Annotated in this window: 22 protein-coding genes; 14 read left to right on the top strand and 8 right to left on the bottom strand. The window is 70.2% G+C overall.

The annotated features are described in order from the left end of the window. Positions 1-10: 10 nt before the first annotated feature. The 3 genes from NOCA_RS10110 to NOCA_RS10105 are packed head-to-tail and all read left to right on the top strand — an operon-like array spanning position 11 to position 2,971. On the top strand, positions 11-562 hold the full coding sequence (locus NOCA_RS10110) for a MauE/DoxX family redox-associated membrane protein (RefSeq protein WP_337998992.1): 552 nt from the start codon (positions 11-13) through the stop codon (positions 560-562). Next, positions 559-1,116 carry a hypothetical protein gene (locus NOCA_RS27520; RefSeq protein ID WP_158305657.1) on the top strand — a complete coding sequence of 186 codons (558 nt, stop codon included), beginning with the start codon at positions 559-561 and terminating at the stop codon, positions 1,114-1,116. Before NOCA_RS10110 ends, NOCA_RS27520 begins: the two co-directional genes overlap by 4 nt. After that, a complete protein-coding gene (locus tag NOCA_RS10105) occupies positions 1,049-2,971 on the top strand; it encodes an ABC transporter ATP-binding protein (protein WP_337998995.1) in 1,923 nt (640 codons plus the stop codon). The genes NOCA_RS27520 and NOCA_RS10105 overlap by 68 nt, the downstream gene beginning before the upstream one ends. A 28-nt stretch (positions 2,972-2,999) precedes the next feature. Here NOCA_RS10105 and NOCA_RS27515 read toward each other — a convergent pair whose 3' ends face one another. Continuing rightward, positions 3,000-3,170, bottom strand: a complete 171-nt coding sequence (locus NOCA_RS27515) for a hypothetical protein (RefSeq protein WP_158305655.1) — start codon at positions 3,168-3,170, stop codon at positions 3,000-3,002. Positions 3,171-3,367: 197 nt separating this feature from the next. Between NOCA_RS27515 and NOCA_RS10100 the strand changes: the two genes are divergently transcribed. The 4 genes from NOCA_RS10100 to NOCA_RS10085 all read left to right on the top strand — a co-directional run bounded on the left by NOCA_RS10100 (position 3,368) and on the right by NOCA_RS10085 (position 8,643). After that, the gene (locus tag NOCA_RS10100) at positions 3,368-6,106 is read left to right on the top strand and encodes an FtsX-like permease family protein (protein ID WP_011755178.1); all 2,739 of its coding nucleotides are present in this window, start codon (positions 3,368-3,370) and stop codon (positions 6,104-6,106) included. Continuing rightward, positions 6,103-6,849: an ABC transporter ATP-binding protein gene (locus NOCA_RS10095; RefSeq protein WP_011755177.1), complete on the top strand. Its 747-nt coding sequence runs from the start codon at positions 6,103-6,105 to the stop codon at positions 6,847-6,849. The genes NOCA_RS10100 and NOCA_RS10095 overlap by 4 nt, the downstream gene beginning before the upstream one ends. Before the next feature lie 548 nt (positions 6,850-7,397). Further along, positions 7,398-7,829 carry an anti-sigma factor gene (locus NOCA_RS10090; RefSeq protein ID WP_011755176.1) on the top strand — a complete coding sequence of 144 codons (432 nt, stop codon included), beginning with the start codon at positions 7,398-7,400 and terminating at the stop codon, positions 7,827-7,829. A gap of 1 nt (position 7,830) precedes the next feature. Continuing rightward, positions 7,831-8,643 carry an RNA polymerase sigma factor SigF gene (locus NOCA_RS10085; protein ID WP_011755175.1) on the top strand — a complete coding sequence of 271 codons (813 nt, stop codon included), beginning with the start codon at positions 7,831-7,833 and terminating at the stop codon, positions 8,641-8,643. Between the two features lie 10 nt (positions 8,644-8,653). On the opposite strand, the gene NOCA_RS10080 is transcribed toward NOCA_RS10085, so the two are convergent. Continuing rightward, positions 8,654-9,052 (bottom strand): hypothetical protein, encoded by a 399-nt coding sequence (locus NOCA_RS10080; RefSeq protein WP_011755174.1) that lies wholly within the window; start codon positions 9,050-9,052, stop codon positions 8,654-8,656. Positions 9,053-9,278: 226 nt separating this feature from the next. Here NOCA_RS10080 and NOCA_RS10075 point away from each other — a divergent pair, with 226 nt between their 5' ends. Next, positions 9,279-9,530 (top strand): WhiB family transcriptional regulator, encoded by a 252-nt coding sequence (locus NOCA_RS10075; protein WP_011755173.1) that lies wholly within the window; start codon positions 9,279-9,281, stop codon positions 9,528-9,530. Between the two features lie 66 nt (positions 9,531-9,596). On the opposite strand, the gene NOCA_RS10070 is transcribed toward NOCA_RS10075, so the two are convergent. Then, on the bottom strand, positions 9,597-11,072 hold the full coding sequence (locus tag NOCA_RS10070) for a sensor histidine kinase (RefSeq protein WP_011755172.1): 1,476 nt from the start codon (positions 11,070-11,072) through the stop codon (positions 9,597-9,599). 67 nt (positions 11,073-11,139) lie between these two features. Between NOCA_RS10070 and NOCA_RS10065 the strand changes: the two genes are divergently transcribed. The 5 genes from NOCA_RS10065 (at position 11,140) to NOCA_RS28645 (ending at position 14,703) form a co-directional block, all read left to right on the top strand. After that, positions 11,140-11,991, top strand: coding sequence for a DUF2785 domain-containing protein (locus tag NOCA_RS10065; protein WP_011755171.1), 852 nt, complete (start codon positions 11,140-11,142; stop codon positions 11,989-11,991). Between the two features lie 10 nt (positions 11,992-12,001). Beyond that, positions 12,002-13,657, top strand: a complete 1,656-nt coding sequence (locus NOCA_RS10060) for an acetolactate synthase (protein WP_011755170.1) — start codon at positions 12,002-12,004, stop codon at positions 13,655-13,657. Further along, entirely contained in the window at positions 13,650-14,147 is a 498-nt protein-coding gene (locus NOCA_RS10055) for a GNAT family N-acetyltransferase (protein WP_011755169.1), read from the top strand. Before NOCA_RS10060 ends, NOCA_RS10055 begins: the two co-directional genes overlap by 8 nt. Then, complete coding sequence (locus tag NOCA_RS10050; protein ID WP_011755168.1) at positions 14,147-14,530, top strand: thioesterase family protein; 384 nt, start codon at positions 14,147-14,149, stop codon at positions 14,528-14,530. The genes NOCA_RS10055 and NOCA_RS10050 overlap by 1 nt, the downstream gene beginning before the upstream one ends. Positions 14,531-14,628: 98 nt before the next feature. Then, a complete protein-coding gene (locus tag NOCA_RS28645) occupies positions 14,629-14,703 on the top strand; it encodes a 50S ribosomal protein bL37 (RefSeq protein WP_369759046.1) in 75 nt (24 codons plus the stop codon). Positions 14,704-14,871: 168 nt separating this feature from the next. Here NOCA_RS28645 and rsrA read toward each other — a convergent pair whose 3' ends face one another. The 5 genes from rsrA to NOCA_RS10025 all read right to left on the bottom strand — a co-directional run bounded on the left by rsrA (position 14,872) and on the right by NOCA_RS10025 (position 18,250). Beyond that, positions 14,872-15,150, bottom strand: coding sequence for a mycothiol system anti-sigma-R factor (gene rsrA, locus NOCA_RS10045; protein ID WP_011755167.1), 279 nt, complete (start codon positions 15,148-15,150; stop codon positions 14,872-14,874). Then, a complete protein-coding gene (locus NOCA_RS10040; protein WP_011755166.1) occupies positions 15,147-15,800 on the bottom strand; it encodes a sigma-70 family RNA polymerase sigma factor in 654 nt (217 codons plus the stop codon). Before NOCA_RS10040 ends, rsrA begins: the two co-directional genes overlap by 4 nt. Positions 15,801-15,862: 62 nt before the next feature. After that, positions 15,863-16,525, bottom strand: a complete 663-nt coding sequence (locus NOCA_RS10035) for an alpha/beta hydrolase family protein (protein WP_011755165.1) — start codon at positions 16,523-16,525, stop codon at positions 15,863-15,865. Continuing rightward, positions 16,522-17,283 carry an SOS response-associated peptidase gene (locus NOCA_RS10030; protein WP_011755164.1) on the bottom strand — a complete coding sequence of 254 codons (762 nt, stop codon included), beginning with the start codon at positions 17,281-17,283 and terminating at the stop codon, positions 16,522-16,524. Before NOCA_RS10030 ends, NOCA_RS10035 begins: the two co-directional genes overlap by 4 nt. A gap of 217 nt (positions 17,284-17,500) precedes the next feature. After that, entirely contained in the window at positions 17,501-18,250 is a 750-nt protein-coding gene (locus NOCA_RS10025; RefSeq protein WP_011755163.1) for a hypothetical protein, read from the bottom strand. 118 nt (positions 18,251-18,368) lie between these two features. Between NOCA_RS10025 and NOCA_RS28435 the strand changes: the two genes are divergently transcribed. Continuing rightward, positions 18,369-19,754 (top strand): sigma-70 family RNA polymerase sigma factor, encoded by a 1,386-nt coding sequence (locus NOCA_RS28435; RefSeq protein WP_197687711.1) that lies wholly within the window; start codon positions 18,369-18,371, stop codon positions 19,752-19,754. Positions 19,755-19,800: the final 46 nt, after the last annotated feature.

The raw sequence follows: 19,800 nt of genomic DNA, 5'->3' as shown, positions 1-19,800 counted from the left end.
GGGAGAAGCCATGGTGTCGTTGTGCGCAGCTGCAGTGGTGCTGGTGGTGTTCGCGCTCTCGGCGACCGGCAAGCTCGTGAGCAGGCGCGCTTTTGACGGCTTCGCGGATTCCATGGAGGCCGCTGGATTCGCGTACGCCACGCGCTCGACCGTGGCTGGCCTCGTTGTTGTTGCGGAGATCTGCGTCGCCGTCTCGGTCCTTGTTCCCGTCGGCAGGCTTCAAATCCGACTCGTTCCCGCAATGGTCTTGTCGGCCGTCTTCAGCGCGTTCCTGTTGTGGAAGTCGGCCAGTCGCTCAGAAGCGTGGGCGTGTCACTGCTTCGGATCCACAGCGCCTGTCCCTGTATGGCTGCTCCTGTGCCGCAACGCTGTGCTCATGGGAGTGACGACGGGCGGCGTTGTTAGGAACTCGGATCCCTCCAGTGCGGGCGCGATCGTGTTTTCAATTGGACTCGGCGCCATGATTGGGATCGCCATCGCGTCGACCGATCGCATCTACTCCGCACTGCGGATCGATCCAATGCCTCGTGCTGCGGACACTCTGGAGGCCAAGCGCCGATGACCGTCACTTTCGCATGGCTGTGTCTCGTGACCCTTGGTCTGGTCATGAACGTTGTTCTGACCTTTGCGGTCTTGAACGCGCTGCGGCGTGTAGGTCGGACAATGACATCCGCACGTCCGGTTCACCCCCTCCCTGGGACCGCGCTCCAAGCTGATCCCGCTTGGAACTGGTCCACGGACGTGGATGACTGTCTGAACGGCGATGCCCTGGTTGCGTTCGTCGTTCCAGGCTGTGTCGGTTGCAGGGTCTTGCGCGCCGAGTTCGACGGTATCGGAGGCCTCCCACTCCCCCTGCTGGTCATCGCCGACTCCACACGAGATGGCGTCGATCCGCAGTCGTACCTTGATGACACCTGGTCAATCGCAAGTCATGCTGTGGTCTCGCCCCAACCACTTGCCCTGACTCCGCTACTGGGCGCACCGAATGAGCTTCCGGTCATCGCGGTGCTGGGAGGCGGCAGAGTCGTCGCGTCGGCGCACCGTCTTGATGATCTGCGCGCCCAGGTCGGTCACGATGTCGTCCCTACGCCGGTGTCGCTTGGCAGGGATGCATAGATTGTCGACACGATCACCACTACTCAAGGCGCTGGCAGCCGTGCGCCTCGTGGCCCGGAGCGGGCCACGCCAGTTCGCTGGCGTACTACTGGCCGGTTGCGTGGCGGGGGCAATGCCATTGCCGGCGGCATGGGCAACCCAGCATCTCGTCGACGGGCTCAGTGCGGGCACATTTGGCGCGGGCATGGCCCTAGCTCTTGCCACCATGGTCGCCGGGTTCGCGGCAGCAGCAACTCAGGTCAGCTATCTGTCCGCAATCGTAGGCGCGTCCCTTGAGGCAAGGTCGCGGATCCGTTCTGAGCGTCTCCTTCTCGATGCCACCATGCGGCATGTGGGTACCGAGTTTCTCGATGACCCAGACGAGCACGACAGCCTGACGCTTGCTCGCGAGGGCATCCGAATGATTCCCACGTTGATCCCCAGTGCGATCGTTGAGGTCGTCTCCACTCTCGTGACCTTCGTCGGCTACGGAGTTCTGCTGTGGAGTTCATGGCCACTCATGGTCCTGGCCCTCGTCGCCGTGTCTGCACCGACGGCGTACATCCAGGTCCGAATCAACCACGCGTCCGGCCGGATCGTTGAACGCAATGCTCCCGCGCAGCGGTGGGAGCGGTATTTCGGTTCCCTCTTCGTGACTCCTGATGCCGCCCGAGATATGCGACTCCATGGAAGCAGCGGCTACCTTCGAACGAGGTTCGACGCGGCCCTGAGCCAGGCGCAATGGTCCGAGGTCGCTGCAGTCAAGAAGGCCACGGGCGCCCGGATGGCTCTGGTCGGCGCGCACGGGCTTGTCGTCGTGGCAGGCACCGCTTGGGCCGCGGTTGGGGCGGCGCATGGGCGCGTCACGGTAGGTGACTTCGTACTGTTCACAACGGCTGTGATGGCAATTCAAACCCGCGCTGCCTCACTGCTGAACCTCCAGGGCAGGCTCAGTGTCTCGCTCCGACTATTTGGGCACTATCAGCGTTTTGTGCGCGCGAACTCGACTTCGACGGCGAGCGAGCTTTCTCATGTCCCCCTGCCCACGCCGTGTCTCAGTGACGCCATCCACTTTGAGGATGTCTGGTTCCGCTACAGCGAGGACCAAGAGTGGATTCTGCGCGGCCTGAATCTCACGATCCCCGCTGGCAAGACAACTGCGCTCGTCGGCCCGAACGGTGCAGGCAAGTCCACAATTGTCAGGCTCCTTCTACGACTGAATACCCCATCCCGCGGACGAGTCCTGTGGGACGGCGTCGACATCGCGCGGTTCGATCCCGTTGATTACCGGCGACATGTGACGGGAGTTCTACAGGAACGGCCCCGCTACGAGATGTCGCTACGAGACAATGTCTCACTGGGCAGGGACTCGCGGCTCGGGTCAGGAGGCCCGGACGAAGCCACATACACCGCGCTGGCCGCAGCTAGGCTGACCGGGATGATCGAATCTCTTCCGCACGGAGCGGACACGATGCTCAGCACACAGCGGCGGGACGCGTCTGGCGACGCAGGAATCACTCTGTCGGGCGGGCAGTGGGACAGAGTTGCGGTCGCGCGCGCGAGATATGCCCAGTTATTGGGCGAGCCCATTGACCTGGTGGTTCTCGACGAGCCGAACGCCGGGCTTGATCCGATCAGCGAAGCGCAACTCATGGGCGACATCCTCGCTTTCGGAGAGGGCGCCACACGGCTGATCATCTCCCATCGGCTCGGCCTGGTAGCCGAGTCCGATCATGTGGTTGTGATGAGCGACGGCGAGATCTGCGAGCGAGGAAGTCGCTCAGAACTCCTCGCGCGGGGCGGGAACTTCCAGAGAATGTTCTCTGTACAAGCCGCGACCTACGTGATGCGAGATTCCGGCGATGTCGTCGGCTAGGGCATTGCTCGTGGTTGGTGGCACGACGTCAGTGCTCGCAATGTTCATCATGCGACGTCGCCTCGCCCGGTTGACGGTAGTCGGACATAGCATGGAGCCCGCGCTGCTCGACCGGCAACGAGTGTGGATATGGCGCCCGAGCACGCGGTATCGCTATCGCGTCGATCAGATTGTTGCCTTCGAGCACGAACGGGGTCACGGCAGCCCTCCTCTACTGGTCAAACGAATCGCGGAGATACACCACGTCCGTGCGAGTCTCGACTACTCCACGGGTCATGGAGATGCTCCTGGCTCTGTTTGGGTCCTGGGGGATGCTGAGAGCAGCCTCGACTCCAGAAACCTTGGGCCGATACCGATCAGGTCGATTCGTGGCGTCGTTCTTCAGGGTGGTCGCCAATGTGGGTGATGGTGTGGCGGCGACTGTGGCGGGGTGGCTCTCGGACGCTGGTGCTGGGCTTTGCGATCTTGGTGGCGGCGACCGGATTCACGGTGCTGACCGGGGCGTCGAACGCGGAGCGCCTGGACACCGTGGGTACGGTCGCAGAAGCGTCGCAGAAGACCTATGACGTCCTGGTCCGCCCACCGGGGACGCGGTCGGACCTTGAGGAGCAGGAGGGGCTCATCGAGCCCGGTTTCCTCACCGGCATCTATGGCGGCATCACGTTGCGGCAGTGGCACGAGATCCAAGACGTCCCCGGCGTGGAGGTTGCGGCACCGATCGCGATGCTGGGCTACGCCTATCCCGCGCTCCAGATTCCGGTGGACGCGACAGCGGCCTGGTCGCCGCGAGGTACCTCGGTCGCGCGGGTGGATGTTACCTGGGCGGGTGACAATGGCCTGACGGTCACCCGGGAGAGCCCTCAGTTCACAGTGATCACCGACCATGCGCTGCGTCCGAACACAGGCGCGGGTTTGGGGGAAGGGCCGTGGCTGTTCAAGGACGGCACCGGCAAGTCTCGCGCGATCTGTCCGGTCGAACCTTCCGACGAGGTGTCGCCAGAGAAGAGGCCGGCGAACTTGCTGTGCTTCTCTCGCACGAAGGGCGGCATGGGTCACGGTCACGTCGGTGAGGAGTTCGCACGAGACGGTGTCCGCGGGGCGATGGTGGACTTCCCGTTCTCCTATGTGATCGCGGCGGTTGACCCGGCCAGTGAGGACGCGTTGGTGGGTCTCGACGGCGCGGTGACCTCCGGCGATCCACTGACCGGGGCCTCGGTCAAGTACCCGGACTCGGTGGATGGCAAGGGCGTGCCCGTGCTGGTCTCGGACGAGCCCGGGGTCGACGAGACGGCGACTATCACGCTGTCAGGCCTTCCGGATTCCGCCGGCCGGGCCGTGCTGGCAGGAGCCGGCACCGGGGATCTGGTGAAGCTGCCAGCCAGCCTGGTCACCACACAAGTAGTCGACGCCGCGGCCGCCCAGGCACAGCTCATGGAGGCATTCCGCACGACGAAGCCGATCGACGGCCAACGCCGTCCGACCCGTTTCCTCCCCGGTGAGATCACCCAGCTCGGACAGGTGGGGATGCCGCGCCTGGCGGTGACCTCGGAGCGTCTCGAGGTCGAACTGCGGAAGCAGCCGCCAGGGTTCGACCTCGCCGCTCGGGCACCAGCAAGCGGAGAACCGGCCGCGAGAGAGGTAACCAACTCGGCCAAGGAGCCCGCGGTCGCCGGCACACCGGCCTCCCCCGCAACCCTGCGACTGCAGGGGACCTTCGATCCCGCCGAGCTCAGCCATATCACGGATCTGACCGACGAGGTCCTCGCCGGATACTCGGCAGCGCCGACCGAGGGAGCGGACCGGGCCAGTACGAACGCCCTCGGCAACCGGCCGTTGGCACCCTCGACCGACCTGGGTGGACTGGTCCAACCGCCGCCGACGATGGTCACCACTCTCGAGGCCATCCCGCAGTTGACCCGCGGCTGGAGCGGGGCGGCGGCCTCCGCGCCTATCTCCGCGGTCCGCGTCCGGGTGGCCGATGCAAGCGTCGCGGATGAGGTCTCCCGGGAGCGGATCAGGATCGTCGCCCAGCGCATCAAGGATGCGACCGGCCTCGACGTCGACATCACAACGGGCTCCTCTGCAGGTGCTCAGGGCCTGCTCTTGCCCGCAGGTGACCACGGTCGGCCGCAACTGGCGCTCCAGCAGTGGTGGGTGACCAAGGGGGTCGCAACGAGGATCCTCACCGCAGTCGACAAGAAGTCGCTCGCCCTGTTCGCGCTGGTGCTGCTCGTCTCAGCCTTGTCGATAGCAAACGCCGCGGTCGCGGCTGTCCGGGCCCGTCGTACCGAGCTCGGCGTCCTAGCGAGCCTGGGCTGGAGCAAGGCGCAACTCTTCCGAGCGGTCGGCTACGAGCTCCTCGTCGTGGCGTGCGTCGCCGGCCTGGCCAGCGCCGTGCTCTCCTGGGTGCTCGGTCGTGCTCTTGGGTCCGCCGTGGATCTGCCACGGGCGGCGCTCGCGCTCCCGATCGCCATCGGCGTCGCCGTTGTCGCGGGTGCCGTGCCCGCCACTGTGGCCGCCCGGGCCGATCCGATCGAGGCGGTGCGGCCCGCCGTGAGCGAGGCACGCCGTCCGCACCATGCCGCTCGCGTCATCGGGCTCGCCTGGCTCAATCTCGGGCTGTCACGGACCAGGAGCGCCCTGGCCGGGATCGGTCTGATGATCGCGGTCGCCACCGCCACGCTCCTGGCCGCGATCGTTCTCGGTTTCCAGGGTGCGATCGTGGGGACTGTCCTCGGCGAGACCGTCTCCATCCAGACCCGGACCGTCGACATCGTCGCCACGATCGCGACATTGCTCCTCGGTTGCCTCGGCGTGGCGAACGTGATGTACCTCAATATCCGAGACCGCGGGACCGAGCTGGCCACGCTGCGGGGGATCGGATGGGCCGAAGGTCAGCTCAGGTACCTGATCACCGCGGAGGGGGCCATGCTCGGTGTCCTCGGTGCCACCCTGGGCGGGCTGATCGGCCTGGGGGTCACGGCCGTGGTCGCCGGAGACCTCACCTCGATCGTGATCGGATGGGCTGTTGCGGTCTGGGCCGTCTCCAGCCTCCTTGCCGCGCTGTCGGCCTTGGCCGCCACCGCAATGGTCACTCACATCCCGACCGCCGAGCTGTTGACGGAGGACGCATGAGGAACACCAACCCAGACGATCGCGACGATCTCGAGGCGGTTGCGGTCGTCGAGCACCGCGATGACGTCGCGATCAGCGTGCGCGGCGTACGCAAGACCTTCCGCACCCTAGACGCAGACGTCGTGGCCGCTGACGGCATCGATGTCGACATCCCAAGCGGCGCCGCGACCTCGCTGACCGGCCCGTCAGGCTCGGGGAAGTCGACCTTGCTGCACCTCATCGGTGCCCTTGACACGCCAGACGACGGCACCATTGTCGTCCACGACCAGACCATCACCAGCCTGACCCCGCGGGAGCTCGCCCGATATCGCCGAAGCATCGGCTTCGTGTTCCAGCGATTCCATCTGCTCCCCACACTCTCGGTGCTCGACAACGTGACCGTGCCCCTCATTCCGCAGCGAATGAGCCGCCAGGAACGCGCGATGACCAAGACGCGCGCCGAGGAGCTCCTCGACGCCGTCGGACTCGCTGGAAGGGAGAGCTCACCAGCCACCAAGCTGTCCGGCGGACAGCAACAGCGCGTGGCGATCGCCCGGGCACTGATCAATCATCCCCGCATCGTCCTGGCCGACGAGCCGACCGGCAGCCTCGACACCCACACCGGTGAGGAGATCCTCCAGCTCCTGTTCAACCTGCGCGACACCTTCCAGACCACGCTGCTGATCGCGACCCACGACCCCGCCCTCGCCGCCCGTTGCGACCACGCTATCCACCTTCGAGACGGACGGCTCCAGCCGCAGTGACGATGGGACCCGCTCGGCCACACCGACCCGGGCAGAGGAGACTTGGGCAACGCTCGGGCAACACGAGGTCCGGAAGGCACCGCGACTGCTCGACGGGTGGCTACGTCGTAGCGCCGCGCCGACGGGCCCATGGAACTCGCGAGACGTGTCACCGAGTTCCAGGTCGGACGACGCGAACCGTGCGCACATGGAAGTCCGCGTCGACGCAGCGACGCTGTCCGCAATGAGTCCGCAGAAGGTCCAATTGCGTCCCAATGCTGCCAACGCGTTTCTGCAGGTCAACCCCCGTTTGTCGGCGTTGACCATCGATCGCCGTCGAGCGTGGCCCACAAGGAGACCAAGAAGGCCTGACGCGACGGCTCCCCGCTCCCGACGCCGAGTCGGCCGGCACCGAGCCGACTGTGGGAGTTGCCATTCGTTTAGTGGGGACCGGCCACCGGGTACGACACCCGGAGGCCGGTCCCCACTAGTCTTCGGCCCGAGGGTCGGGCCCGCGGTCCCGGCTCGGACCGGCACCGCTCCGTCTCCACATCGCGAAGGACGACCAGATGGCTTCGATCGGCGCACAGACCGGCTCCGCGACGAGCCACGACGGTGGACGAGCCGATGTCGAGCTGCGGCTGCCGGCGGACAGCGCGTACGCGTCCGTGCTGCGCACCACGACCGCCGGCCTGGCGGCGCGTCTGGACTTCCCCATCGACGACATCGAGGACCTGCGGATCGCGGTCGGCGAGGCGAGCGCGATGGTGCTTCCCGAGGCGCGCCCGGAGTCGGACCTGACCTGCCGGTTCTACCTGCGACCCGGCGAGCTCACCGTGCAGATCAGTGTCCCGGTCGACCAGGCGGTCACCCCCGACCAGGACAGCTTCGCCTGGCAGGTGCTCACCACCTTGGCGAGCAGCGCGTCCGCGGAGGCCTCGAACGGCATCTTCTCGATCACGGTGAGCATGGAGTCGGGCCTCCCGGGAGGCGGGATCTGACATGTTCGCTGTCACGGGGGACGGCGACGCGGATCCGGACGCGCCGACCGGCGTCGAGCTCACGCGCCTGCGCAGTGCGGAGCTGTTCGCGATGCTGCGCGACGACGGCGCACCGGCGGCCCGCCGGGACGCGGCCCGCGAGGGACTGGTGCACCTGCACCTGCCGCTGGTCGAGCACTGTGCGCGCCGCTTCCGCAACCGCGGCGAGCCGCTGGAGGACCTCGTCCAGGTGGGCACGATCGGGCTGATCAAGTCCGTCGACCGCTTCGACGCCGACCGCGGTGTGGAGTTCTCGACCTATGCGACCCCGACGATCATCGGGGAGATCAAACGCTACTTCCGCGACAAGGGCTGGGCGATCCGGGTGCCGCGGCGGCTCCAGGAGCTGCGCATGCAGATCAGCACGGCGTCGGCCGAGCTGACCCAGTCGCTGGGCCGGTCGCCGACGCCGCGCGAGCTCGCGGGCGCCATCGGCTGCACCGTCGAGGAGATCGTCGAGGGCATCGAGTCGAGCAACGCCTACTCCACGCTGTCCCTGGACGCCACCGACGACGGCGACGACAACACCGCGAGCATGCTCGACGCGATCGGGGTCGACGACGAAGGGCTGGAGCACGTCGAGATCCGGGAGTCGCTCAAGCCGCTGCTGGACCGGCTGGAGCCGCGGGAGAAGAAGATCCTGCTGCTGCGCTTCTTCAAGAACATGACCCAGTCGCAGATCGCCGAGGAGATCGGCGTCTCGCAGATGCACGTCTCCCGCCTGCTCAACCGGACCCTCGAGCAGCTCCGGGTCTCCCTGGAGGAGACGAGCTGAGCCGGTCGCGTCAGTCCCGGTCCTCGATCCGGTCGTCGGCCAGGGCGTCAACGCTGGATGGCGCGAGCAGGCCCGCGAGCACGACGACGGCGACCACCGCCAGTGCGACGGCCACCGGCGTGGTGTCCCCGCCGCGGAAGCTCCAGGCCACGCCGAGCTGGATCAGCTGGGCGAGCACGATCGGGCTGCGGGCCCAGGACCGGCCGCGGGTGACCTCGCGGGCACAGAACAGCAGCACGGCGCCGTAGGCCGCGAAGAAGGCGCTCGTCGTGACCGCGACGGCGACCCGGCCCGAGGAGACGCTGAACAGCTCCAGGACGGCGTACCCGAGCAGGAACAGGGCCTCGATCGCCACCAGCGAGGCGGCGACGACCAGGGGGGCGGGTTTGGCCGGTCGGCGTACAGTCACGCAGGGAGCCTAGAAGAAGGCCCAGGTGATCGAGGATCGGCCTGGCACGCACGTGACTGCTGTGACGAATCCGACCGCCGACAGGGCTTGTTTAACGGTCCAAAGATTGCCACCCTTGGTGGGCGCTCGTGAATGCGTTCACTTCGCTGTGCCCGATCACGGCACCGCAGGTCTTGTCTGCCCCTGACCTGCACGATGACTTGTAGGAAAGAGGGATCTCCCAGCCATGGATTGGCGCCACCGTTCGGCTTGCCTCGACGAGGACCCTGAGCTGTTCTTCCCGATCGGCAACACCGGTCCGGCCATCCTCCAGATCGAGGAGGCCAAGCAGGTGTGTCGTCGATGTGAGGTGCGCGAGCAGTGTCTGGCGTGGGCGCTCGAGGCCGGGCAGGACCACGGCGTGTGGGGCGGTCTCAGCGAGGACGAGCGGCGCGCTCTGAAGCGCCGCAACGCACGAGCGCGGGTCCGCACGGCCTGACCGGAGACGCGTCGGCGGATCCGCTGACGGTGGTCGAGCGAGGCGCGGCTAGATGAACTTGGTCATCTAGTCCAGCGGGATGTCCAGGGCGGCCCGCGTGCCGGTCCCGTCCGGTCTCGGACCCAGCTCCAGCTGACCGCCGAGCTCGGACTCCACGAGCGTGCGGACGATCGAGAGACCCAGGTTCGTCGAGGCGTCCAGGTCGAAGCCGGGCGGCAGGCCGCAGCCGTCGTCGTCGATGCGCACGTGCAGCCGACCGACCAGCCGCCGCACGGTGATCCGGAGCTCGCCGGTGACGTCCGGGTCGGCGCCGTCGTACCCGTGCTCGACCGCGTTCTGCAAGACCTCGGTCAGCACCATCGCCAGCGCGGTCGCCGTCTCCGAGGGCAGGATCCCGAACGAACCGTCCCGGACCACCCGCACCCTGCTGCCCAGGGCACTCACGTCGGTGACCATCCGGCCGAGCGGGTCCAAGATGTCGTCGAAGTCGACCTGCTCCTCGACGGCCTGGCTCAGCGTCTCGTGCACGATCGCGATCGACCCGACCCGGCGCACGGCCTCCTCGAGCGCCAGCCGCGCCGACTCGGAGTCCATCCGCCGGGCCTGCAGCCGCAGCAGCGCCGCGACCGTCTGCAGGTTGTTCTTCACCCGGTGGTGGATCTCGCGGATCGTCGCATCCTTGGTGATCAGCTCACGGTCTCGCCGCCGGAGGTCGGTGACGTCGCGGACCAGGATCACCGCACCGATGTGCTCCCCCTGCGGGCGCAGCGGGATCGCCCGCACGATCAAGGACACCGTGTCGGTGCCGATCTCGGTGTCGCGGTAGGCACGCCCGCCCAGCACGGCGCTCAGCGTCTCCTCGTCCGGCCGCCGGCGCGGCGGGACCAGGTCACGGGTCAGGTCGGCGAGCGAGACGCCCGCCAGGTCACCCGAGAGCCCGAGACGGCGGTAGACGGAGAGCGCGTTCGGGCTCGCGTACTCGACCCGCCCGGCGGCGGTGACCCGGAGGAACCCGTCACCGACCCGCGGTGAGTCGGCGTGGTCGCTGCGCTGCCCGGTCGTGGGGAAGAAGCCGTTCGCGATCATCTGGGTCAGGTCCGCCGCGGTCTGCAGGTAGGACAGCTCCAGCCGGCTGGGGGTGCGGACGCCGAGCAGGTTGGTGTTGCGGGCCACGACCGCGATCACCCGCCCTGCGCGGCGGACCGGGATCGTCTCGACCCGCACCGGGACGTCGTCGCGCCACTCGGGGTCGCCCTCGCGGACCAGCCGACCGTGGGTGTACGCCGCGTCGATCAGCGGCCGTCGGCCCACCGGCACGAACGTGCCGATCACGTCGTCGACGTACGCCGTGGGGCCGGTGGTGGGCCGCATCTGCCCGGCCGCCCAGAACCCCTTGCCCTCGTGGTCGGGCAGCCACAGCACCAGATCGGCGAAGGACAGGTCCGCGACGATCTGCCAGTCGGCCTGCAGCAGCTGGAGCCACGCGACGTCCTGGTCGTCCAGGTCGGTGTGGCTGCGGACCAGCTCGGAGAGGGTCGGCACGCTCGCAAGCGTAGGCGGGAGTGGACCGCCGCTGGACCTGGGCCCGACCTTTGGCAGGATGGCCCCTATGTCCGGGTCATACTGGCGACAGGTGCACGCAGACGGGCTCGCGGTCCCGTCCGACCGGCCGCTCGACGACCTGACCGCCGAACTCACACGCATGCTCGGCGACCCCGACCCCGCGCTGCGGGACGGCACCGCCTATCCGACGCTCACCACGTGGATCGACCGAGGTGTCTACGACGACCTCCTGGGTGGGCTGGGCGACGGCATGGCGGTCGGCCTGGGGGTCGGGCTCGGCGAGCAGGGCACTGACACGGTGTTCCGGCGCAGCTTCTCCGCGCTCGTCCTGGGTGAGTGCGTCGCCCGCGACAACCGGCGCCCGCTGCTGCCCGGCGGGAAGATCCTCGAGTGGGGCGACCGCCTCGCCACCTGGCTGCTGCGGGAGCGTGACCTGCGCGGGTACGTGCCCGGCAAGGGCTGGGCGCACGCGGTCGCGCACGGCGCCGACGCCCTCGCGATCCTGGCGAGCTCACCCCACCTGGCCACCCCCGAGCTGACGGTGCTCCTCGACGTGGTCGCCGACCGAGTGCTGCTGCCGGTCGACCGGGTGTTCACGACCGGCGAGCCGGACCGGCTCGCGTTCGCGACCATGAACGTGCTGCGGCGCAACGTCGTCCCGTTGCGCGTGCTCGAGCCCTGGATCGCCCGGCTCGCCGTCGCGGCCGGCACCCGCTCGTCGTACGACGACCGTGACCCCTACCTCGTGGGTGGCAACACCGAGGCCTTCCTGCGCGCCCTGTACCTCCAGCTCTCGTTGGGCTCGCGGCCCCCGCAGGTCCGCTCCGACCTGCTCCTGGTGGTGCTCGACGCGCTCAAGTCCACCAACGCCGCGTACCTCGCACCTACGGGTGAGTAACCTTCGCAGCATGTCCACGGAAGTGAACGGCCACGCCGGCGAGCTCGCGGTCGCGGTCGCACAGGCCCACGGGGTCGAGACCATGTTCACCCTGTCCGGCGCGCACGTCTTCCCGCTGTACGACGGCGCCGTGAAGTCGGCGACGCCGCTGCGGCTGCTCGACGTACGCCACGAGCAGACCGCCGCGTTCGCCGCCGAGGCGACCGGCAAGCTGACCCGAGTCCCCGGTCTCGCGGTGCTCACCGCGGGTCCCGGCGTGACCAACGGGCTCAGCGCGGTCGCGCAGGCACAGTTCGCCGGGTCGCCGATGGTCGTCGTCGGCGGCCGCGCCCCGCAGGGCCGCTGGGGCACCGGCGCCCTCCAGGAGCTCGACCAGCCTCCGATCCTCGCGCCGGTCTCGAAGCTGGCGCGCACGATCCCGACCGCGGGCGAAGTGCTTGGCGGCATGCACCAAGCCTTCGTCACCGCCGGCTCTCCGCACCGCGGCCCGGTGTTCGTGGACGTGCCGATGGACGAGCTGTTCAACAGCGCCGGCGGGCCGCTCCCGGACGTGACCGCGCCCCGCGGCGCCGAGCCGGACTCCGATGCGATCACCGAGGTCGCCGAGCTCCTGGCCGCCGCCGCGCGACCGGTGCTGATCCTGGGCACCGACGTGTGGGCCGACCGCGCCGAGGAGGCCGCGCTGCGCTTCGTCGAGGCCGTCGGCATCCCGACGATCACCAACGGCATGGGCCGCGGCGTCGTCCCCGGCGGCCACCCGCTGCTGGTCACCAAGGCCCGCGGCCAGGCCCTCGGCGGCAGCGACCTGGTCGTGGTCGTCGGCACGCCGCTGGACTTCCGGCTCGGATACGGCATCTTCGGCGGCGCGGACGGCGCCACGCCGGCCCAGGTCGTGCACGTCGCCGACTCCCCCGGTCAGCTCTCCGGTCACGCGGCGCTCGCGGCCTCGGTCTCCGGCGACCTGTCCAGCGTCTTCGACGGGCTGCTCGCCGCCATGGAGCAGGTCGTGCGGCGGCCGGACTGGTCCGGCTGGGTCGGCGATCTCGGGGCAGCGGTCGCCGCGGCGGTCGAGCGGGACGCCGCGCTGCTCGGCGCCGAGGCGGACCCGATCCACCCGGCCCGGATCTACGGCGACCTGGTCCCCCGGCTCGCCGAGGACGCGGTCGTGATCGGCGACGGCGGTGACTTCGTCAGCTTCGCGGGCAAGTTCGTCGAGCCCAAGCGCCCCGGCGGCTGGCTCGACCCGGGCCCGTACGGCTGTCTCGGCGCCGGCCTGGGGGCGGCGATCGCCGCCCGGCTGGCCCGGCCCTCGGCGCAGGTGGTGCTGCTGCTCGGCGACGGGGCGGCGGGCTTCTCGCTGATGGACGTGGACACTCTGGTGCGCCACCACCTGCCGGTGGTCATGGTGATGGGCAACAACTCCGCCTGGGGCCTGGAGAAGGGCCCGATGCAGATGCTCTACGGGTACGACGTGATCGCCGACCTCGCGCCCCGTACGGCGTACGACCAGGTGGTCCGCGCGCTCGGCGGCGCCGGCGAGACGGTCACCGACCCCCGCGAGGTCGGCCCGGCGCTGGACCGCGCGTTCGCCTCCGGGGTGCCCTACCTGGTCAACGTCATCACCGACGTCACCGCGACCTACCCGCGGAACAGCTTCGGTGTCTGAGCCGGCCGACGTCGTCGTCCGCCGCGCCCAGCCCGGCGACCTGGCGACGGCGGGCGACGTCACGGTCGCGGCGTACACCGAGTTCACCCTCGGCCCCGAGGACCCTTACACGCACAAGCTGGGCGATGCCGCGGCCCGGGACCGCGAGGCCGAGCTCTGGGTCGCCGAGCTCGACGGGTCGGTCGTCGGGACCGTGACGATCGCGCTCGAAGGCTCCCCGTGGCGCGAGATCGGACGACCGGGCGAGGGCGAGTTCCGGATGCTCGCGGTCGACCCGGCCGCGCAGCGCCGCGGCGTCGGCGAGGCGCTGCTGCAGCTGGTCGTGGACCGCTTCCGCGAGCTCGGCTCGAACGCGATCGTGCTCTCGAGCCTGGACGAGATGCGAGCCGCACACCGCGCCTACGAGCGGCTCGGCTTCCGCCGGCTCCCCGACCGGGACTGGTCGCCGGTGCCGGGTGTCGACCTGATCGCCTTCCGGTTGGAGCTCTGATGGACGCCGCCCCCACCGCCACGCTCACCTTCACGGTGACCGACGACGACACCGCCGCGACCCTCGGGTCGGGCGACCTGCCGGTGCTCGGGACCCCCCGGCTGCTCGCCTGGCTCGAGGCGGCCACCTGCGCCGCGATCGACCCGAGCCTCCCGACGGGCTCCACCAGCGTCGGCACCCGGGTGGAGGTCGAGCACGTCGCGGCCAGCCCGGTCGGCCAGCAGGTCGAGGTGACCGCGTCCGCGTCGTACGTCGACGGCCGGCTGCACCGCTTCACCGTCGCGGCGCGCAACGTCGGCGCCGCGGGAGCCGGGAAGCTCGCGGCCACCGGCGAGATCACCCGGGTGGTCGTCGACGCCGAGCGGTTCCTGTCCCGACTCTGAGCGGACTCGACCCGGCCCGGTTTGGAGACCGGCCACGAGTTTGAGAGACTGACCGATGGCCCTGACGGGCCAGACACGTCCCGATCAGGAGGAATCCCATGGGCAAGACCGGCCGCAAGCGCCGCGCTCGCAAGAAGAAGGGCGCGAACCACGGCAAGCGCCCCAACGCCTGAGCGCGAAAAGCACGAACCCCCGAGCCACCGGCTCGGGGGTTCTCTGCTTGTGGGCCGACGACGCCGGCCCGGCCGTCGTGGCTCGGTCTCGACCTGCCGGTCGCGGCTTCGTCCCTCAGCCGCGCGGCGTGCTCGACCACCATCGGCGAGTCCGCTGCCGCGTCCTCGCTAGGGCGTCTCGCGGATCTGGACCTGCACCTCGCGGATCCGCAGCAGCACCCGCTTGCGCAGCTCGTCGGGGGCCGACTCCGCGCACGAGCGCGCCACCACGGCCTTCACCGTGCGCTGGAGGTCGTAGCGCTCCAGGCAGGGGTTGCAGCTGTCCAGGTGCAGTCGCACGGCGGAGCAGTCGCCCTCGTCGAGCTCGTTGTCCAGGAAGTACACGATCCGCTCGAGGAAGTCCGCACAGTCCTCGGAGCTGGGTTCTGGGCGGTGGTCGTGGCTCATGACGTGCCGCCATCCCGTCCGACGGTGAGCAGGTCGTTGTCGCGGACGTAGTCGGAGAGCATGTCGCGCAGCTGGCGCCGGCCCCGGTGCAGCCGGGACATCACGGTGCCGATCGGGGTGTCCATGATCTCGGCGATCTCCTTGTAGGCGAACCCCTCGACGTCGGCGAGGTAGACCGCGAGGCGGAACTCCTCGGGCAGGCTCTGCAGGGCGTCCTTGACCTGGGAGTCGGGCAGGTGCTCGAGCGCCTCCATCTCCGCCGAGCGCAACCCGGTCGAGGAGTGCGACTCGGCGCGGTGCAGCTGCCAGTCCTCCACGTCCTCGGACATCGACTGCTGGGGCTGACGCTGCTTCTTGCGGTAGGTGTTGATGAAGGTGTTGGTGAGGATGCGGTACAGCCAGGCCTTCAGGTTCGTGCCGGGCTTGAACTGGTGGAAGGAGGAGTACGCCTTGGCGAACGTCTCCTGCACCAGGTCCTCGGCGTCGGCCGGGTTGCGGGTCATCCGCATGCCGGCCGAGTAGAGCTGGTCGAGGAAGGGCAGCGCGTCGCGCTCGAAGCGCGCGGACCGCTCGGCCTCGGTCTCCGTGGCGAGATCCACGGGGTCGGGGTCGAGAACGGTCTCGGGCAGGGTCACGTCGGGGTCAGTCATCGCACCCCAGACTAGCCCCGGGGCGGGCGGTTCGAGCACAGCGAGCATGCGAGGTGAACGCGTCAGGCCGGGCCGTCATTCCCCCGGCCGCCGCCGGCGACCTCGCGCACGATCCACTCCAGTGCGGACTCGACGACGATCTCGAGGGCCTCGGACTGGGCGATCGGCCCGCGCGCCGGGACCTTCAGGCCGTGGTCGGCACCGGGGACCACGCACAGGTCCACGCCGTCGGGGAACTCCTCGGGTCGGCCCATCGGGTCACGCTCGCCCTGGATCACCAGGGTCGGTACGCCGGCTCCGCGGAGCTCGTCGAGCCGGGTCTTCTCCGGGTGGCCGGGCGGGTGCAGCGGGAACGAGAGCGCCAGGCAGCCGCTGGCCGCGAGCTGTCGGGCGCAGCGCAGGGCCGACCGGGCGCCGGCGGACCGGCCGCCCAGGACCAGCGGCGTCCGGGTGCGGAGCCGGTTGGCAGCGGCCACCAGGGCCGCGTCCAGCGTGGCAGGCGCGGTGGCGACCTTGCGGCCGGCGACCTTCCAGGGCTGCTCGAGGCGGACCACGGTGATCCCGTTGCGCGGCAGGTGTCGCGCCAGGGCCTCCAGGTCGGCCGTGTCGATCCCGGCGCCGGCGCCGTGCGAGAGCAGGACGGTGGCGACCGGAGCGCGCGCCTGGTCGACCACCAGGCGCGCCTCGCCGTGCGGGGTGTCGACGCGGCGCTCTGCGGTGCTCACGAGACGACCTTGCCGTCCGGCGCCAGCGGCAGCGGCTCGACCAGCTCCGGTCCGTTGTTGCGGACGTTGCTGACCAGGGCGGCGACGGGATACGCCTCGAGCGTCCCCGGCGCCGCCGGCACCAGGAGCTCGAGCAGGTGGTCCTGCGGCGCGGTCGGGTCCAGCCAGTCGGCCCAGCGCTCACGCCCGACCATCAGCGGCATCCGGTCGTGGATGTGCCCGAGGGCGTCCTCCGCCTCGGTGGTGATGACCGTGCAGGTCCACCGGAACCGGTCGGGATCCTCGTCGCCCTTCGTCGGGTCGCGCCAGATCTCGTACAGGCCGGCCATCGCGAGCACTCCGTGGTCCTTCGGGCGGATGAAGAAGGGCTGCTTGCGCGGCTTGCCGGCCTTGGTCTGCTCCTCGGTGGGATACCACTCGTAGTAGCCGTCGGCGGGCAGCAGGCAGCGGCGCTTCGCGAACGCCCGCTTGTACGCCGGCTTCTCCGCGACGGTCTCCATCCGGGCGTTGATCATCCGGTTGCCGATGGAGGGATCCTTCGCCCAGGAGGGCACCAGGCCCCAGGTCAGCACCCGCAGCTGGCGCTGCGGCGGTTCCGGGCTCTCGCTCGAGGGGGGTCGCTCCACGACGGCGTAGACCTCCTTGGTCGGCGCCACGTTGTAGTCGGCCGCGAGCGGCGCCGGGATCCGGACGTCGGCGATGTCGAACTCCTCGACCAGATCCTCGGGCCGACGGCTCGAGGCGTAGCGACCGCACATACCGTCAGGCTAGTGGTACCCGAGGCCGGTCCCCCGACCCCGGATGCGCGAGGAAGCTGGACTTCTCGGCCAAAACCGGAACCGTTCGGCCGAAGTTTCGGGCCAACAGTTCCGGTTTCCCCGGTTCACCGGGGAAACCGCCGGTCCTCCGCGCTGGTCGCTCCTCGGCCGCGCCGCCCGGGGGCGCGCTGTGGTCGATCGAGGTCGCGGGACTCGGTCAGACGCGGGCCAGCTCGTCGAGCAGCCGGCCCGCGGCCTCGTCGGACTCGGGCAGCCCCTCGATCCACACCCGGACGTGCGGGTGCGCGTCGCCGTCGAGCATCCGGCGCAACAGGCCGACCCGCCGCCCGATCCGGTCGTCACGACCGGCGAGGACCACGACCCGGCCGGGCGCGACGTGGCCGATGGTCTCGGTGCCGGGGAAGACACTCCGAGCCGTGTCGCCGAGCTGCGCGGTCCGCATCGCGCGGGTGAGCACGTCGTCGCTGCCCGACGCCGCATCCGGCCAGGGAGGGGCGGCCACGACCACGAGGGCGTGCGACTCCGAGACGGAGGCGCCGGTCCGGTCCTCTCCGCGATAGGCGTCCGAGACGCGACTGCGCAGGTGTGCCAGGCTCGCGAGGCCGGTCAAGGGGTCGTCGCACGACAGGCCGTGCAGGTAGCCGAGGACCGCCTCGCTCCACGCGACCGTCAGTGCCCGGGTGTCGGTGAAGGCCGGATCGGTGTCCAGCACGAGCCGGGTGGTCGTGGAGAGCCGGTCGAGGGCCTCCTCGAGCGAGAGCCCGTCGCGGGCCAGGAGCGCGCCGGCGACCTCGCAGGCCGGGACCGTGCCCGACCCCGAAACAAGGGCCTCCCCGACTGCCTCGAACCGCGGCGGCAGGGCCGCGCGCAGCTGTGAGGACAGCTCCCTCCTTGTTTCGGGGCCGTCCGTGGTCGCACGTCGCCTGCGCGTCGTGAACCTTCCCACGGTGGCTCCCCCTCGGTTGGTCTGCGGGGATGGAACGGCCCGGGCGCGGGTCCATGACGCGGTTCACGCGAACTTCGTCACCATTTTTCTGCCGTCCGGTGCCGTGATCTTTTCCGGGGTGGCGCGTTGGTCGGATGTGGCCAGCCACGTCTCCACTCTCGAGGGCCCCAGCGACGGAGAGCTGATCTCCGCCGTCCGGGGCGGCGACACCGACGCCTACGGTGAGCTCTTCGCACGCCACGTCGAGGCTGCCCGGCGCCTGGCGCGGCAGCTCGTCCCCTCCGGCGAGGTCGACGATCTCGTCTCCGAGGCGTTCGCCAAGGTGCTGGTCGTGCTGCAGCGCGGCGGCGGGCCGGACCTCGCCTTCCGCGCCTACCTCCTCACGGCGGTACGCCGCCTCCAGGTCGACCGGATCCGGGCCACGGCCCGGCTGCAGACCACCGGCGACCTCACCCCGTTCGACCCCGGGGTGCCGTTCCGGGACACGGCGGTCGAGGGCTTCGAGAGCGCCACCGCTGCCCGCGCGTTCGCGTCCCTGCCCGAGCGGTGGCAGCTGGTGCTCTGGCACACGGAGGTCGAGGAGCAGAAGCCGGCGGAGGTCGCCCTGCTGCTGGGCATGAGCCCCAACTCGGTCTCCGCCCTCGCCTACCGGGCCCGCGAGGGGCTGCGCCAGGCCTACCTGTCGATGCACACCCAGGACGTCGAGGACGACGCCTGCGCCCGGACCCGCGCCCAGCTCGGCGCCTACGTCCGCGGCGGCCTGTCCCGCCGCGACACGGCCCGGGTCGAGCAGCACCTCGAGGAGTGCCGGCGCTGCACGGCGATCTACCTCGAGCTCACGGAGGTCAACTCGGGGCTCGGGGCCCTGCTCGCCCCGCTGCTGCTCGGCACCGCGGCCACGGCGTACGTCGGCGCCACCACCGGGGGGCTGTCCGCGGCCACCGGCGGCGTCGCCGTGCTGATCGGCCGCGCCCGCGACGCGGTGGTCAGCCACGCCCCGACCGCTGCGGTCGCCGGCGCCGCCGCGTCCGTCGTCGTCGCCGGGCTGGTCGTGGCCCTGCAGCACGAGCCGGGCGGGCAGCCGGCGGCCGAGGACAACCCCGTGGTGACGGTGGCGCCCTCGCTGACGGCCTCGGCCGGACCCGGCCTCCCGCTGGGCCGGCGGCCCGCCGGCCCCGGGGCCGCGACCGGCACCACGACGTCGGCGGAGGCCACCGCCGGTCCGGGCCGGCCCACGCCGGCGGCCGCCACCGAAGGGTCGGGACCGACCGCCGGGCCGACCGGAGGCCCCACCGACGGACCGACGAGTGGCCCCACCAGCGGACCGACCGAGGAGCCTTCCGCACCGCCCTCGGCGCCGCCCTCCGCGCCGCCTCAGTCACCCCTGGTGCAGCTCGGCGTCGAGGCATCGGCCGGCCCTGACGGTGCCTCGGTGCAGGTCACCGGCGGCGTGGCGGGCGTGCCGCTGCCCACGATCTCGGTCGGGGTCCCGGTCGGTCCCTGAGCGGGCGGCTACGGGGCCGACCTCGGGTAAGAACCGGCCGGCTCGG

This window comes from Nocardioides sp. JS614 (genome assembly GCF_000015265.1).
In the GTDB taxonomy this organism is placed as follows: domain Bacteria; phylum Actinomycetota; class Actinomycetes; order Propionibacteriales; family Nocardioidaceae; genus Nocardioides.
The sequence above is the reverse complement of the archived record's forward strand: the minus strand, read 5'-3'. Positions and strand labels throughout refer to the sequence as shown.

Excerpts from the sequence above, each read along its gene's own strand:
- NOCA_RS10085 (WP_011755175.1), top strand. The coding sequence starts at position 7,831 with ATGTTCGCTGTCACGGGGGACGGCGACGCGGATCCGGACGCGCCGACC.
- NOCA_RS10105 (WP_337998995.1), top strand. The coding sequence starts at position 1,049 with ATGATCTGCGCGCCCAGGTCGGTCACGATGTCGTCCCTACGCCGGTGT.
- NOCA_RS10050 (WP_011755168.1), top strand. The coding sequence starts at position 14,147 with ATGGACGCCGCCCCCACCGCCACGCTCACCTTCACGGTGACCGACGAC.
- NOCA_RS10060 (WP_011755170.1), top strand. The coding sequence starts at position 12,002 with ATGTCCACGGAAGTGAACGGCCACGCCGGCGAGCTCGCGGTCGCGGTC.
- NOCA_RS10090 (WP_011755176.1), top strand. The coding sequence starts at position 7,398 with ATGGCTTCGATCGGCGCACAGACCGGCTCCGCGACGAGCCACGACGGT.
- rsrA (WP_011755167.1), bottom strand. The coding sequence starts at position 15,150 with ATGAGCCACGACCACCGCCCAGAACCCAGCTCCGAGGACTGTGCGGAC.
- NOCA_RS10095 (WP_011755177.1), top strand. The coding sequence starts at position 6,103 with ATGAGGAACACCAACCCAGACGATCGCGACGATCTCGAGGCGGTTGCG.
- NOCA_RS10110 (WP_337998992.1), top strand. The coding sequence starts at position 11 with ATGGTGTCGTTGTGCGCAGCTGCAGTGGTGCTGGTGGTGTTCGCGCTC.
- NOCA_RS10030 (WP_011755164.1), bottom strand. The coding sequence starts at position 17,283 with ATGTGCGGTCGCTACGCCTCGAGCCGTCGGCCCGAGGATCTGGTCGAG.
- NOCA_RS10065 (WP_011755171.1), top strand. The coding sequence starts at position 11,140 with ATGTCCGGGTCATACTGGCGACAGGTGCACGCAGACGGGCTCGCGGTC.
- NOCA_RS10100 (WP_011755178.1), top strand. The coding sequence starts at position 3,368 with ATGTGGGTGATGGTGTGGCGGCGACTGTGGCGGGGTGGCTCTCGGACG.
- NOCA_RS10040 (WP_011755166.1), bottom strand. The coding sequence starts at position 15,800 with ATGACTGACCCCGACGTGACCCTGCCCGAGACCGTTCTCGACCCCGAC.
- NOCA_RS10075 (WP_011755173.1), top strand. The coding sequence starts at position 9,279 with ATGGATTGGCGCCACCGTTCGGCTTGCCTCGACGAGGACCCTGAGCTG.
- NOCA_RS27520 (WP_158305657.1), top strand. The coding sequence starts at position 559 with ATGACCGTCACTTTCGCATGGCTGTGTCTCGTGACCCTTGGTCTGGTC.